Origin of the sequence: Crossiella sp. CA198 (assembly GCF_052078295.1) — a bacterium.
Classification (GTDB): domain Bacteria; phylum Actinomycetota; class Actinomycetes; order Mycobacteriales; family Pseudonocardiaceae; genus Crossiella.
In genome coordinates this window covers 127595-140134 of sequence record NZ_JBQJIM010000001.1, presented here as the reverse complement: position 1 = coordinate 140134, position 12540 = coordinate 127595, and the positions used below count along the sequence as shown (strand labels likewise).

20 protein-coding genes are annotated in these 12540 nt (G+C 63.6%); 2 read left to right on the top strand and 18 right to left on the bottom strand.

Annotated features, from left to right (window positions below):
• Positions 1-380 precede the first annotated feature (380 nt).
• The 17 genes from ACTOWY_RS00730 to ACTOWY_RS00650 form a co-directional block, all read right to left on the bottom strand.
• Positions 381-605 (bottom strand): HNH endonuclease, encoded by a 225-nt coding sequence (locus ACTOWY_RS00730; RefSeq protein ID WP_441307637.1) that lies wholly within the window; start codon positions 603-605, stop codon positions 381-383.
• 310 nt (positions 606-915) lie between these two features.
• Entirely contained in the window at positions 916-1485 is a 570-nt protein-coding gene (locus ACTOWY_RS00725) for an antirestriction protein ArdA (RefSeq protein WP_441307636.1), read from the bottom strand.
• Positions 1486-1506: 21 nt separating this feature from the next.
• Positions 1507-2064 (bottom strand): antirestriction protein ArdA, encoded by a 558-nt coding sequence (locus ACTOWY_RS00720; protein ID WP_441307635.1) that lies wholly within the window; start codon positions 2062-2064, stop codon positions 1507-1509.
• A 248-nt stretch (positions 2065-2312) separates the two neighbouring features.
• Positions 2313-2510, bottom strand: coding sequence for a hypothetical protein (locus ACTOWY_RS00715; RefSeq protein WP_441307634.1), 198 nt, complete (start codon positions 2508-2510; stop codon positions 2313-2315).
• Positions 2511-2595: 85 nt separating this feature from the next.
• Entirely contained in the window at positions 2596-2772 is a 177-nt protein-coding gene (locus tag ACTOWY_RS00710) for a hypothetical protein (RefSeq protein ID WP_441307633.1), read from the bottom strand.
• Positions 2773-3196: 424 nt separating this feature from the next.
• Positions 3197-3568, bottom strand: a complete 372-nt coding sequence (locus ACTOWY_RS00705) for a hypothetical protein (protein WP_441307632.1) — start codon at positions 3566-3568, stop codon at positions 3197-3199.
• A 408-nt stretch (positions 3569-3976) separates the two neighbouring features.
• Positions 3977-4153 (bottom strand): hypothetical protein, encoded by a 177-nt coding sequence (locus ACTOWY_RS00700; RefSeq protein WP_441307631.1) that lies wholly within the window; start codon positions 4151-4153, stop codon positions 3977-3979.
• Between the two features lie 4 nt (positions 4154-4157).
• Positions 4158-4484, bottom strand: coding sequence for a hypothetical protein (locus ACTOWY_RS00695; RefSeq protein WP_441307630.1), 327 nt, complete (start codon positions 4482-4484; stop codon positions 4158-4160).
• Positions 4485-5517: 1033 nt separating this feature from the next.
• The gene (locus tag ACTOWY_RS00690; RefSeq protein ID WP_441307629.1) at positions 5518-5922 is read right to left on the bottom strand and encodes a hypothetical protein; all 405 of its coding nucleotides are present in this window, start codon (positions 5920-5922) and stop codon (positions 5518-5520) included.
• Between the two features lie 143 nt (positions 5923-6065).
• Entirely contained in the window at positions 6066-6431 is a 366-nt protein-coding gene (locus ACTOWY_RS00685) for a hypothetical protein (RefSeq protein WP_441307628.1), read from the bottom strand.
• Between the two features lie 24 nt (positions 6432-6455).
• On the bottom strand, positions 6456-7217 hold the full coding sequence (locus ACTOWY_RS00680) for a methyltransferase domain-containing protein (RefSeq protein WP_441307627.1): 762 nt from the start codon (positions 7215-7217) through the stop codon (positions 6456-6458).
• Positions 7214-8185 (bottom strand): ATP-grasp ribosomal peptide maturase, encoded by a 972-nt coding sequence (gene tgmB, locus ACTOWY_RS00675; protein ID WP_441307956.1) that lies wholly within the window; start codon positions 8183-8185, stop codon positions 7214-7216. Before tgmB ends, ACTOWY_RS00680 begins: the two co-directional genes overlap by 4 nt.
• A gap of 13 nt (positions 8186-8198) precedes the next feature.
• Entirely contained in the window at positions 8199-8534 is a 336-nt protein-coding gene (tgmA, locus tag ACTOWY_RS00670; protein ID WP_441307626.1) for a putative ATP-grasp-modified RiPP, read from the bottom strand.
• A gap of 369 nt (positions 8535-8903) precedes the next feature.
• Positions 8904-9209 carry a hypothetical protein gene (locus ACTOWY_RS00665; protein ID WP_441307625.1) on the bottom strand — a complete coding sequence of 102 codons (306 nt, stop codon included), beginning with the start codon at positions 9207-9209 and terminating at the stop codon, positions 8904-8906.
• Entirely contained in the window at positions 9206-9661 is a 456-nt protein-coding gene (locus tag ACTOWY_RS00660) for a hypothetical protein (protein ID WP_441307624.1), read from the bottom strand. Before ACTOWY_RS00660 ends, ACTOWY_RS00665 begins: the two co-directional genes overlap by 4 nt.
• Positions 9662-9788: 127 nt before the next feature.
• Entirely contained in the window at positions 9789-10124 is a 336-nt protein-coding gene (locus ACTOWY_RS00655; RefSeq protein WP_441307623.1) for a hypothetical protein, read from the bottom strand.
• Positions 10124-10351 carry a hypothetical protein gene (locus ACTOWY_RS00650; protein WP_441307622.1) on the bottom strand — a complete coding sequence of 76 codons (228 nt, stop codon included), beginning with the start codon at positions 10349-10351 and terminating at the stop codon, positions 10124-10126. Before ACTOWY_RS00650 ends, ACTOWY_RS00655 begins: the two co-directional genes overlap by 1 nt.
• A gap of 306 nt (positions 10352-10657) precedes the next feature.
• On the opposite strand from ACTOWY_RS00650, the gene ACTOWY_RS00645 reads away from it, so the two are divergent.
• Positions 10658-11524, top strand: coding sequence for a helix-turn-helix domain-containing protein (locus tag ACTOWY_RS00645; protein ID WP_441307621.1), 867 nt, complete (start codon positions 10658-10660; stop codon positions 11522-11524).
• Positions 11521-12021 (top strand): DUF397 domain-containing protein, encoded by a 501-nt coding sequence (locus ACTOWY_RS00640; RefSeq protein WP_441307620.1) that lies wholly within the window; start codon positions 11521-11523, stop codon positions 12019-12021. Before ACTOWY_RS00645 ends, ACTOWY_RS00640 begins: the two co-directional genes overlap by 4 nt.
• 37 nt (positions 12022-12058) lie before the next feature.
• Here the strand turns inward: ACTOWY_RS00640 and ACTOWY_RS00635 are convergent, their stop codons facing one another.
• Positions 12059-12490 carry a hypothetical protein gene (locus tag ACTOWY_RS00635; RefSeq protein WP_441307619.1) on the bottom strand — a complete coding sequence of 144 codons (432 nt, stop codon included), beginning with the start codon at positions 12488-12490 and terminating at the stop codon, positions 12059-12061.
• Positions 12491-12540: the final 50 nt, after the last annotated feature.

Below are 12540 nucleotides of genomic sequence, written 5' to 3'. Positions count from 1 at the left end.
GGCGGAGAGGAGGGCGCCGGGCGGGAGCGCGGCCCCGCGGCGACGTGGTGGTGCCCGCGGACGAGGGCCAGAAACCAACCACGTGAGACTTCAGGCGGTGGCTGGGAGTAGCGGTTCCGTTACCCAGCAACAAAAAATCGATCGGCACTCAGCGCATGTACGGCGGCGGGTGCCCGGGGTAGGCAGGCAGGGGGGCCGTCCACTTTGGACGGTGCCCCGCCCGCGTGGATCACATAGACATGATCGAATCAAGGAAAGATGATGTGGATCATAGTGATCTGCAACACAAACAAAGTTGCGTCGAATGGAGCAGAGTTCGGCCGGACGCGGACTGGCGCGACCACGGCGCGGCCGTGACCAGGGCGACCAGGACGCACAGCTCAGGCTGACCGCCGACCTGCCCGCCGCTGGACAGCGCGGGCGCGTGCCTGCGCGCTGGTGGCCTGCGTGTGGCAGGCACGGCACAACGGGCGCACGTTGGGGTCGGTGTCGGTGCCGCCGTCGACCAGGGGGCGGATGTGGTCCACCTGCAACTGGTTGGCCGGATGGCCACCGCCGCACCCCTCACACCGGCCGTGGCCGGTGCGGTTGAGCTGCTGGCGCAACCGGCCTGCGGCACCGTCCCCGGGCGTATGGGCGCGGCGGAGGTAGGCGCGCCGGTCGCGTGGTGCGTCGGCTACCCGTCGGCAGGGCGAGCAGCGGGGCGCGCGGGAGGAGGGACGGCCGCACGAAAGGCACGGGCGGAGGGTGGGCACCTGTGCGTTACCCCTTCCCCGGTCGGCGGGGGCGGCACGGCGCGGCGCTGCCCCACACCTACTACCTGTGTGCGGCGTGTACGCCAGGGCGCGGCAGGGTCCGGACATGCAAAAAGCCGCCCCGGGGCGGTATGCCCCGGGGCGGCTTGGTGGTGCTCGGTCAGTGTGCCTTGTCGATACTCATGTTGAATACGTAGTGCCAGTCATCTAGTTGCACAACGGAGTGCTGTTTCCGGAAATCCTCTGCGTAACCAAGAAAGTCGAACCTGAGATGCTTGAGCATCAGATCGGACAGGTTGGAATTGATCCATTCCGGAAACTCATGTGCGTCAAGTTCGCTCATGGCGAATTCTTCGAAGCTCAGCCATCTACCGCGCGTCCGGTCTTCCCACAGTTCCGCTTCGGGCTGACCGAAATGCTGTTCGGGGAAGTGCCCGCGGAATGCCAGCACGTATGCTGCGAATGTGTCGCCGTACTCGGCAATCCCCTTGGCAATGCGACTTACCGTATCCCAATCCGCGTGCCATTCAATTTCCACTCCCCGGAATGCGCCATGCTCACGAATAACCCATTCCAGTTCCACGTCTGCGGCGTCACGGCCCGCGATCTTCGCAACTTGCTCGCGAATAATGTCCGGCTCCTGAGTGGCGTCAATCCAATGCCCAAGCGAGGTTCCCTCTATGTACTCGTCAAAAGTGCATACCCGAATGCGCGGAGTGTTGTAGTTCATAGCCCCTCCCCTTGGCGAGCGTCAGGCTGCTTCCATGTCAAAAACGTCATAACCGCCCTCGACTTGAACAATAGAATAGTCCGACTGCAACGCAGAGGCGTAGTCTTCGTAGTCGAACTTGAGGAACCATCTCAGTGATTCTGGGGCGGTTTCTAGAAAGTCATCCAACCCGAATGCATTCGCGTGGTACTCGGCGAAATCTTCCACTGTGGCGAAGTTGCCAATTGTTCGGGCTTCCATCTTGCCGAGTTCGTCTTCGTCAAACCAGTCCTCTCCCCAAAGCTCCCTCAAGGCGCATACGTACGCGGCGAACCTGTCTCCGTGTTCAGCTATTCCTCGGCCGAGAATGCTGACCCGTTCCAAGCTTTCGTACTCGCCGATCTTCAGCCCCTCGAACCCCTCGTAATCGTGAATCGCCCATTCCTCGGCCGGTCCGAAACTGGATTCGGCCAGCATGTCTTGAACATCGTTGTAGATATCGTCATGGTCTTGATCCGCGTCAATCCACCGGCCAGTAAGCACGGCATTGTTGTAGTCGGAAAGTGAGCGGACATAGATACGCGGAGAACTCAAATGCATGCCACCTTTACGAAGCGCAGGACTGGGCTGGTATTCCTGTCCGGGATGGCAACACTCGGAGGACAACCGCCGAGTGCCACCAAAAAGGCAGGGCTACTGCTCTCCCTCTAGCCAGGTCTCAATTACGTCGTCGCCATGGCTCGCGTGGAAATGCTCCCCAGTCGCCCGTTCAATTCGCTCCAATCCGAGGTCTGTCGCGACTTCGGCGTCACTCGCTTCAACGGTGATCTGATACTCGACTATTTCGGTCAGCGAAACGACGAATCTTGGCACTTGCTCAGCCCCTGACTGTAATCGGCATATCGCTCTTCGGTGAAACGGAAATAACTATTTCCATCCTCGATAACCTCGGCCTTAGCTGCTTCCTCCGCTTCGTAAACCGAATCGGCCTCTACCACGACCTCGTATACGTCAAGCTGCTTTACCGTCACCCTGTACTTGGTCATAGCTACCCCTTTCGTAGAATTTCTGTTTCCGGCCAGGGTGGTGACACTCGGAGGAAGTCCGCCGAGTGTCACCAGGGTGGTCGGACTACTCGAATGAGATAAATCGAGCTTCCATAACCTGATTCCCGTGGATTTCATAGAAGTTCTCGCCATAGTCGACGCCGAGCACCGAGGCTTGATCCAGTGCGTCCTCATCGCTATCGGCCTCAACCTCGGCCACGTATTGAACCGTTTCGGTCAGCGAAATTCGATACTTGGGCACGGCTATTCGCCTTCCCCGGTGAACTTCCGAATAACTTCAGTCCGGAGACGGCCCGCAGAGACCCGATACTTGCCAGGGTCACCGGCGAGGCTCTTGCTGGCTTCGCTTTCAGCTTCGTCATGCGAGGCGGCTTCAACAAGCACGCGGTATTCGGCCGTATGTGTCATTACAACCTCGAACTTGGGCATAGCTGTCCCGTCTCTTGAATTCCCGGATCGATTGCGTACTAGTCGACTACTTACTTGCTGGGTACCTCTACGCAGTTAACTGAGGTGCTCGCGCCCGTTTGATACTTATCGCCGACGTCGGTCACAGCGTCTCCGGCCTGCGCAATAGCTTCGCTCTCAGTATCGGCGCGTACCCGCACCTCAAAAACGGCACTCTCGGTCACTGTCACCAGATATACCGGCATAGATTCGCTCCCTTACGCCGATTGCAGTATGGCGCGGCAATCTCCACACGTGTCCGGCGTCCAGCCTTCGTCGCCGTAAGTGAAACATCCGCACTCAAGGCACTTCACGCCGTGCTGGGCGTGGTAATCGGCCCACCCATCCGTATCCCACGAAGCAGGATCAATCGAGATCGCGTGACGCTCAAGCACGTCGGATAACTCATATGCCTCCGTCGCACCCAGCAATAGCCGCGACGCCGCCAGCAGGAACCCGGCGCTGTGCGCAACCGCAATGCCGCATGAGCGGTCATCACAGGGGTGGTCTGCTGCTAGCGCATCCTCGATTTCTTCCCGCTGAGCATTCGTCAGATCCTGCTCACGGGTGTAGCGCGCGTCAGACGGCATGGACTTCCCCCTGTGCCGCGTACAGGTCAGACGAGCCATATGACTTACTGCTGGCGGTCAGCCGGTCACCACGGTCACCAAGCCCTCGATCCCAGAATCCTGCACCGTGCCCGTTTCGGGTAAGCCAGAAGTCCGACCCTGCGTCTTCCGGGTTCAGTCCGGAAAGGTCATCCATGTTCGACCGAAAGAAGTCCAGGCAGTCCGCAAAGAGACTGAAGTACGCAACCTGCGACAAGTCGTACATGCCGTAGTTGAGTTCAAGGCTAGTGGGGTTTTCTTCTGTTCCTTTGACTGACTCCCAATCCAGAGACGCCCAGAGTGCCGCCCCTACGTACCCTTCAAAGAAGATCCCAAATTCCTTGATACCCCATTCCGAGCATGTACGCGTTGTACTGAGCCGAACTCCCATCACTTAACCCCCGGTCCGCAGATTCGGTTTCCCATGGTTCGACAGTCAAAGCGCGGGTCATCTTCGTAGATGACCTCGATATAGCGTGGCAACACGGCGCATCCGTAGGGGCGCAACGCGAAGATGAACGCCACAATGGCGACAACCAGCAAGAAAACGCCGATCGCACGTCGCATTGGGCTAGTCCTCGTTTACACGCGGCGTCATCATGAGAGACACGCCGCGTGTAAACGCGTAGCCGAGGGGTGCGGCTTCCTTGTTAAGGAAGTCCAGAGCGGCATTAGCAATGTAGGCAAGTGCCTCAACGTCGTCACTGTCGGCCGTGCTGTAGGTGAACCGGTCGAGCACGCGTACCACCTCAACAAGGCTCACCGGGTGCCACCCGTGCTGAACGGCCATGGTGACGACGTCGCAGTTGAGGGCATCCCCATCCTTGTGGAGCGCCGGAAGGATGATGCCCGCTTCCGCTGGTGTCAGCGGGCGCTTGACGAACTGTCGGAGTTCCATTTGCTTGCTCGCTTTCGATTCGGCGTAACTGACACGACACAAGCTATGTGTGTGTCCGCCTTACTGGCAAACTAGGCGAGCGGTACCCGTACGCGGTTGCCACAACCATGTACGTCCACACGGGAGGAACATGCGCAGATAGTCGCCTGACCTGCACTTATTCGCCTTGCGGAGAGGAGAACTCCGCGACGTCACCCACGCGTAGTGGGTGAAACATGCCCCCCGACGGGGGTTATTTGTGCTTCCGGAGCACATAGGCGGTGATTTATGCCACTATCCAAGGGGCTTTCATTGACGCACGCATTTCGAATCGTGTACGCGCATGCGCGCACCCCTCGCGAGAGGGTAGTTCGGTGAAAATACGCGGGCAGCAGAACTCTTCCCCATATGGAAAATCACGATTTTTATATACGCGCGGGTGCGCGGGCGCGCGCGATCAAGAAATTCCGCAAAGGAGCACCGCGCCGGAGAGGCGGCAGGCTGCGGCGAACGTTGCCACCGGAACTGTATCCAGGGTGCGCGCTTGTCCAGTCGATGAGAAGCACGCCGGTGACGGGCGCCCGATGCTGGAGTGCATGAATGTAGGAAAGTTGAGGTTCTCTGCTAAAGCAAAGATATGAGACCCAGTCCGCCCCGGTGCTTATTCATGCATTCTCGCACCTGGACAACCTCAGAACCCGGCCACTGCCGCCCGTCTCGGGCACAGTCCGGCTCCGGCTCGTCACGGAAAGCAATCCCAGTGCCGGCCGTGGCGGTCAGGGACGGCAGTCCGGCGCATTCCGCCTTGGCTGGCGGCAAGCCTCGGCGACAACCCCAGGGAATGCCCGGCTGCCTGCGGCCGACCGCCAGGCCGAGGCTGTCCAGCTTGGCGAGGCGCAGGCCCTTGAGTCGGTCGCGGGCGCCAACCGCGGGCGCCTCGGTCAAGGTTCAAGGCGCGACGGCAGTTCCGCGGAAGGTCCCCCTGGTGGTGGAGCCCCCCGTGGTCTTGATGACCCCCCTTACCCGGTACGGACCCCCTTACCCCCTGGCGCAGTCACCCGTTGCAGGAATCGCGCCCCGAGTAGATCGTCAAGACGGTCTCCCCGGTCGAGGCCCGCACCTGCACCCCGGTGATCCCGTTCCCGGTCCTGACCTGGTAGCCCGCCAGCGCCGAGCAGATGCCGGCCGCGGTCTCCGCGGTCAGCTCGCTCTTGGACTGGTCGGTGACGGCCACGGCGAACGGCTTCTTCTCATGCACGCTGCGCACGCGCGGATACCAGGGCTTCTTGCCGTGCTCGGCGTCCAGGAACTTTCTCAACCCGGCGTCCTCCGGGCCGAGGTCCTGCCCGGTGACCGCGGCAGGCTGGCCGTTGACCGGTCCGGCCGGCCAAGCCCACACCGCCAACCCGGCCACCACCAAACTCGCGCCGACAACCGCGGCAACGATCTTCCCCCTCATCGACCCCCCTCGGACCTTGAGCCACGCGAAGGCCCCCGGCGAGGACGATGCCGGGGGCCTTACCTTCTTACCGCAGCCGCAGGGCTCGGTCAGCACGCTCCGACCGTCCGGTGCACGGCCAGGGTCGACGATGCAGGCGGCGTTCAGAGGTTGCCGAGGTTCCCGATCCTGCGGTGTGGGGTGTCGAGCCAGACCCAGGACTCGTCAACCGTCACGGTCACCCCGAACCGATCCCAGCCAGGCCGGCCGAGGTACTCCCACGTGTCCACTGAGGTCTCGATGCTGTCCCACAACTGCCGCGGACCATCCTGGCGGACAGTGCGGCGGCCGTCCCGGGCGTCGAGTTCAACATCGCACCAGGAGCCGTCCGCGGCTGTGAGGAAGTGCGCGACCGGCCGTCCGGAATCCGGGTCCAGCCGGTACCCGGACTGCACCCCGCTCGGAAGCACGAAACTGGCGATGAACCACGCGACCAGGTTGTCGAACGGGGAGGCGGACAGCTCAGTCACGGACGCCTGTCCGCCGCGGTGGTCCTACTTCGGGGCCTTCTCCCCGACGGGGATCGCTGTCGATCGCATGTTCATGAAGGTCGCCCATTTCGGCAGGAACTGCCCTTCGAGGCGGTCCTCGCTCCTGCGCAGCAGCACCAGGTTGCCCGCGTTGAGCAGCCGCTTGATGTCGACCAGCGCCAGGCCGTCAGGCCGAAGTTGTTCGGCCCAGCTCCACGGCACGCCCGGCAGGGCGCAGGTGGCGATGATCCGGTCGTAGGGGCCGTGCTCGGGCAGGCCGGCCACGCCATCGGCGGTAGTCAGCGTGGGGCGGTACCCCAGTGCCGCAAGCCGGTCGCGCGCGAGGTCCACAAGGTCCTGGTCGACATCGACGGAGCAGACGTTGGCCGCGGTCAAGCGGTGTGAGAGCAGGGCAGCGTTGTACCCGGTTCCGGTGCCGATCTCCAGCACTCGGTGGCCGTCGTGAAGTTCCAGCGCCTCCAGCATCCGGACCATCAGGCTGGGTGTGGTGGTGGAAGAGCGTGTCACCCGCTGGCCGTTGTCCTCGGCGAGGGCGGTGACCAGGCCGGTGTTGGAGTAGACCGCCGACAACCAATGCTCACGCTGGGCAGGGTCGCGGCCGTCGATCAGGTGCCACTCCGTGCCGGTCTGCCGGTAGAAGTGCGGAGCCAGCAGATGACGGGGCACGGTCACAAGCGCCTGGCGCCAGCGCGGGTCATGCAGCGCGCCGTCCGCGGCGAGCTTGTCGGCGAGCTGCGTCGCGTGGGTGGTCCAATCGTCGATCACGGGCGAAGCCCTTCGGTGAGCAGGTCGGCGAGTGCGTCAGTCATCGAGGCGGTTCCGGTGTGCTGTTCGATCCAGCCGTACTGGCCGCCGGCGTTGCTTTCCAGGAACACCCATCTCCCATCTTCGCGCAGCACGAAGTCCATCGCGCTGTAGACCAGGCCCATGGCGGCCATGAACCCGCGAACCCCGAGGGCCACCACGTCCGGAACGTCGATCGGTTCGTAGCTCAAGGCGCTGTAGTCCGCCCGGAAGTCCAGGCGGGCTTCCTCTGTGGCGGCGTGGATGGCGAAGGCGAACATCCGGTCGCCGATCACCACCAGGCGGATGTCGGCGGCTTTCGGAACCCAGTGCTGAAACTGGTGTGTGGTGACCTCGACGCCGCGCAGATCCGCCAGCGTCCCCAGGTCGATCTCCTGAGACAGCGCCACCTTCCGGCCGTCGGTCTCCATGATGCTGGGTGTGCCGAGCGTCTTGATCAGCACCTTGTTGTCGGAGCTGCCCTGGACGAAGGGCGCTACCGTGCCGGGATTGTTCGTGATCAAGGTGGCCGGGATCTCCAGGCCGGCCTGCGCCGCAACCGACAGCTGCACGGGTTTGTAGGCAGCCGCGGCCTCCTTGTGCGGGTGGTTCACCCACTGGACCGGCAGGGCGGCGAGCACGCCGCCGAAGCCGAGCTTCGCCTCGATGAGCGAGTGGTGGCGCTCGGTCGGATTGAGGTGGCTGGGGAAGCGGAATGTGGAGGGGGTGCGGTACCAGATGGACCGCACCTCCTCCAGCTCCACCGTGCGATGCGGCGTCCGAATTTGTCCTGCCCACCGCCCGTTCGCCGTGATCTCCGCGCTCATGGCCACCTCCGCGGGGAACCAGGCTGTGTCGAGTCGGTACACCGGCGTGGACCGGTCGTGCAGCGCTCGCACCACCAGGTCTGCGCCGATATCAGCTTCTCGGGCCAGGACAAGTACGGACACCGGATTCTCCTCGCTAGTCGTTGGTCCAGTCCGTGCTGGAGGGCGGGTCTTCGCCGTCAACAGGGCTGGTCGGGATTGCCGTTGGCTGCTGGTTGGCCGTGTCCAGCAAGAACCGGCCGGTGCCGTCGGTGAGCACGCTCATCTGGTGCACCGGGCTGTACTGCGCGGGGGGCAGGCTTGCGGCTGGCCGTGCGGGCACCATGCGGCGTAGCCCGAACGGCCGTGCCTCCGGCGAAGAAGGCACGTGCCGGTCGTCCTCGTTGAAGCTGGTACCCCGGAGAGCGAACTGGCCGCTGACGGGCGCGAACGGATCGTCGAAGAACAGCCCCGGGGCTGCGCTCTGTGTCATCACTCCTCCTTGCATGGTTACCTGTCGTACATGATTGAACGCGAACGGTAGCCACCTCGTCACGGGGTGCGGTGGTCAATCTCCGCCGTGCGTCGGCCGGAGTGGGGTGTCGCAGACCTTGCAGTACCACCACTCCGCATCGTCGCTTCCGGTACGCCGCTCGGGAATGCACTCCTCCTCGAAGCCAGTCTTCGTGCACCTGTACTCCGTGGGGGGCATGCGAGTCCTTTCGCGACGGGACCGGAATCGGTTGCTAGCACAGAAGAATCGGGGGCCGTGGGGCTGAGCGCCGGCGTGCCCACGGCCCCCTCGCGGGGTGGGCGCTTCGCAAATTGGGGGTTCGCGCGTGCTGCACCGACCCGTCGGTTGCTAGTGAGGTGGGAGTCCAAGTCGTTCACAGTGATCTTCCGCCAGCTTTGCCGCCGTGATCCTGTTCAGCTCGTTCATCGACTTCCGCGCGACCTTCAGGCTGACCCGAACCCGTTGCAGGTGCTTGCGGATCTCGGCCTGGTTGCCGCCGGGGACTGCCTGGTTCAGGTACAGGCTGGTGAGCTTGTTGGCGGTCAACGAGCCCAAGTCCAGTGCGAACCTGAAGGTGCTCACCAAGCTGAAGAACGAGACCTCACGATCAGACAGGTCCACGTCGTTCTGTTCACGTTGCGGGTTGTTCATCACGGCCTCGCCTTGGTGCAGCCACATCTGCTGGCGTGCCCGATCGCCGCCTGCTCGGGCGCCGTGTGCTCGATGTCGAAGGGGTCGGGACACTCCCGGGTTGCTGTGTCCAACTGGCCCGCCGACAGGTTCTTGGCGAGCTTGATGAGTACTCCGGCCACCGTGTGGGAACGCCCAACCAGACGCCCGATCGCATTAGGACCATGACCGTGGACCTCGTTCAGATGGAGGCAGATGGCCGCGGCTGCAATGCGTTGGGTTCCCTTGAGGTGTGGTGCGAGCCTCCTGCGAGTGGGTTCCCCCATCCTCTTCAGGGCCTCGTAGAAGGTGTTCAGCGAGACCCCAACTTGGCTGGCCATTTCCTTGGGGGACAACTGGTTCTGCCGGTACAACCGGACGCACTCGTTGTCCCGCTCGGTCTGCTGGGCTTTGCGTTCACTCGTGCTGCCAGTCACGGCCAGGTCCGTTCTGTGTAACGCGGATGGGTTCCGACCGGTGCCGTCCCCAGACTTGGGCGTGCTCTTGCTGGAACACCAGGAGGCGGCACCGGTCGGTCGACCAGGTGAAGGGGTCGGGGTCGCGTCACCTGGCCGAAGTCATGTGTTGCGCAGTTCGCACGGCGTGCGCGCCGGCTTCTTCGTCCAGCACCACGTTCAGGCCGCGCAGGGCGGTCAGGTACTCGCGGCAATGGACGCGGCGGCGCATGAGCCGGTCCCAGACTGAACCGGCGCGGCTGCAACGGGCGCAGTACCCCTGGTTGTCCAGCTCATGTAGTTCGAGGACCTCAAGGAAGGTCTCCACCACGATGGGGCATTCGATTCGGCCCACAACCGCGACCCGGTAGTCATCGCCGTTGACTGCGGCGGCCCGCACGGTGGACAGCAGGCTGCGGACCTCGCGCTCCGTGTGCGAGAACATCACGTACTCGCCGGGTCCAGGTGGCCGAGGTGTTGCGCCAGACCGACCAGGAGACCCTGAAGGCTGTTCCGGTTCAAGGTCGCAACCGCGGTGGGCTTCACCAGCGTCGCACCGGTCTCGTGCATGCAAACCGTCAGTTCCCGGGGGGAACCCTCGGTGTCGATGTAAGGGATCTTCAGCGCCTCATGCTTTCCGTCGACCGTTGTTGTGTTGGCGCTCGTCTCCATCGCGAACTCCTTATGCAGGGGCCAGGTAGCGACCGGCGGTCGGGCGAGTTGGGTTGCTCGACCAGCCGGAGATGCGCGTACCGGCGCAGTGAAGATCCGGCAATACGCATTCTTTTCGCAGATCAGAGACCCGGTCAGGAGTTGCTGCCCATCTCCGATCGTGCACTTTCAAGATGAGCCCACGGGCATCAGTTTGCAAGCTGAAGCACTATGAAAATTTGCATCTTCACCCGGTCGACGTAGTACCGGAGCTTTGCGGCGCCGCCGTAGGCTGATCACAGTCCAGACCCGCGACAGGACGGAGGCATGGTGGCCGAGCTGGAACACAAGGCTGGTCTGCGGCTGCGCGCGGTTGCGCGCCAACTCGTGGGGTGGCGTGACCGAGCCGGGCTCACCGGAACTCAGCTGGCGGCGAAGCTAGGCATCTCCGCGGCCACAGTCAGCAGGAACGAGACCGCGAGCACGCCGATCAAGCCAGTCACGGTGCTGGCATGGGGCATGGCCTGCGGGATCGATGGGGACGAACGGGACAAGTGGTTCTCCATCGCGCAGCGGCTGGGCGAGCCGCAGTGGTGGCATGGCGCCGAAATGGAGACCCTCAACCAGGGCGCGCAGGACTTCGCCGAGCTGGAGAGCGAAGCCAGCCTCCTGTGCATCTTCCGAACCGAGATCGTGCCCAGCCTGCTGCAAACAAAGGATTACCGGCTTGCTGTGATCAAGAGCCTGCATCCACCGGTCAGCGAGGAAGCAGCCCAACAGCGCGTCGACGCCACAGCCACCCGCAGTCAGCGCCTGTACGGCGAACGGCGGCTTGATCTGAAGATCGTGCTTCTTGAGGCGGTGCTCCATGGCCCCTGGGGCAGCCCTGCTGTTCGTCGTGAGCAGCTCCAGCGGCTTGTCCAGTTCGCCCAGCTCCCGAACGTCGAGATCCGAGTGATCCGTCAAGGCGTCCCTTACTCGCCTGCGGATTCACCGTTCACCCTGCTGTCCTTCGAGGAGGACCACTTCGACGACGTGGTCTCCGTCGACAACCTCCAGTACGTCTTCAACCTGGAGAACGATGCCGTCCGGCCGTATAAGATTGCGTTTGCTGGCTTGCAGTCTGTGGCACTCAGCCCGGCGGAGTCGGTGGATCTGATCTCTGCCATCGCGGACGACATTGAGCTGCCGTGAGGGGGCGCAACGTGCACACCCGGCCACCAAGGTGGATCAAGAGCAGCTTCAGTGGCGTGCAGGACAACGGGGAATGCGTTGAGGTCGCGGATCTCGGGGCCATCCTGGTCGTCCGAGACTCGAAAGATCCAGACGGTCACTGGTTGACCTTCGACCCGCCGGCGTTCGAGGCGGCCACCAGGCTGGTGCAGGCGGGCCGGTTCGACTGCCCGGTACGGCGCGTGCCGGTCCCCTCGACCGACAACACGAAATCGGGTGTGCGTAAGCGGATCGCGCTCTACATGGAGCCGTGGACTCGTATGCACGATGACCCCAGCGCGATGGGCGTGATGGAGGTTGCGTTCCCTGTCGTGCACGGGGACACCTACGTCGGGCTGCGCAACAACTCGGCGCCCGACGGAGTGCTCCTGTTTACGACCGCCGAGTGGTCCTGCTGGCTGAGTGGGGTGCGGAACAGGGAGTTCGACCGTCGATGTCTCAAGACGAGCCCGCGGTAGTCGCGGCTGAGGATGTGGCGGCCGGCGGCCTCATCGTTCAGTCGAACAACCTGACTGCGACTCGCCTCCGGTGCCCCAGCTGCGCAGCTTCCCTCCGCCTCACCCGCTCCATCTCAGCGTTCTTCCGGGACACGTCGGCGGGGCTAAGTACGCCATCCGATCCCCAGGTGACGATGACGCGCCCGTACTCGTTCGCCGGGGCGACAGCCTCGAACCAGCCGCACACGTTGTCGTCGGTCACCAGGCGACTGCCCAGGTCTGCGCACACCTCGGCCGCCGGGACAGCACCGCCGTATGCGGCCGTGGTGGTGTCTGGCCCCGGCGTCTCGTCGTCTCCGGCGAGCGGGTCCGGCGGGCCAGTCTCGACCACGACCCACGTCACCAATGGGGAGTCGGAGAGGGCGGCGCGGACGGCCGCGCTGCGGGCCTCGCGCCGGGCTAGGCATTCGGCGGCTGTACTCGGCGTCACGGGTCGGATGCTATCCGTATCCGGTCGTGGCCGGCTCGCGGAGGCGCTGG

Bases quoted from the DNA above. Each gene is read 5' to 3' on its own strand.
- ACTOWY_RS00725 (WP_441307636.1), bottom strand. From the start codon at position 1,485: ATGAACTACAACACTCCGCGCATTCGGGTATGCACTTTTGACGAGTAC.
- ACTOWY_RS00720 (WP_441307635.1), bottom strand. From the start codon at position 2,064: ATGCATTTGAGTTCTCCGCGTATCTATGTCCGCTCACTTTCCGACTAC.
- ACTOWY_RS00715 (WP_441307634.1), bottom strand. From the start codon at position 2,510: ATGACCAAGTACAGGGTGACGGTAAAGCAGCTTGACGTATACGAGGTC.
- ACTOWY_RS00705 (WP_441307632.1), bottom strand. From the start codon at position 3,568: ATGCCGTCTGACGCGCGCTACACCCGTGAGCAGGATCTGACGAATGCT.
- ACTOWY_RS00700 (WP_441307631.1), bottom strand. From the start codon at position 4,153: ATGCGACGTGCGATCGGCGTTTTCTTGCTGGTTGTCGCCATTGTGGCG.
- ACTOWY_RS00695 (WP_441307630.1), bottom strand. From the start codon at position 4,484: ATGGAACTCCGACAGTTCGTCAAGCGCCCGCTGACACCAGCGGAAGCG.
- ACTOWY_RS00690 (WP_441307629.1), bottom strand. From the start codon at position 5,922: ATGAGGGGGAAGATCGTTGCCGCGGTTGTCGGCGCGAGTTTGGTGGTG.
- tgmA (WP_441307626.1), bottom strand. From the start codon at position 8,534: ATGACACAGAGCGCAGCCCCGGGGCTGTTCTTCGACGATCCGTTCGCG.
- ACTOWY_RS00655 (WP_441307623.1), bottom strand. From the start codon at position 10,124: ATGTTCTCGCACACGGAGCGCGAGGTCCGCAGCCTGCTGTCCACCGTG.
- ACTOWY_RS00650 (WP_441307622.1), bottom strand. From the start codon at position 10,351: ATGGAGACGAGCGCCAACACAACAACGGTCGACGGAAAGCATGAGGCG.
- ACTOWY_RS00645 (WP_441307621.1), top strand. From the start codon at position 10,658: ATGGTGGCCGAGCTGGAACACAAGGCTGGTCTGCGGCTGCGCGCGGTT.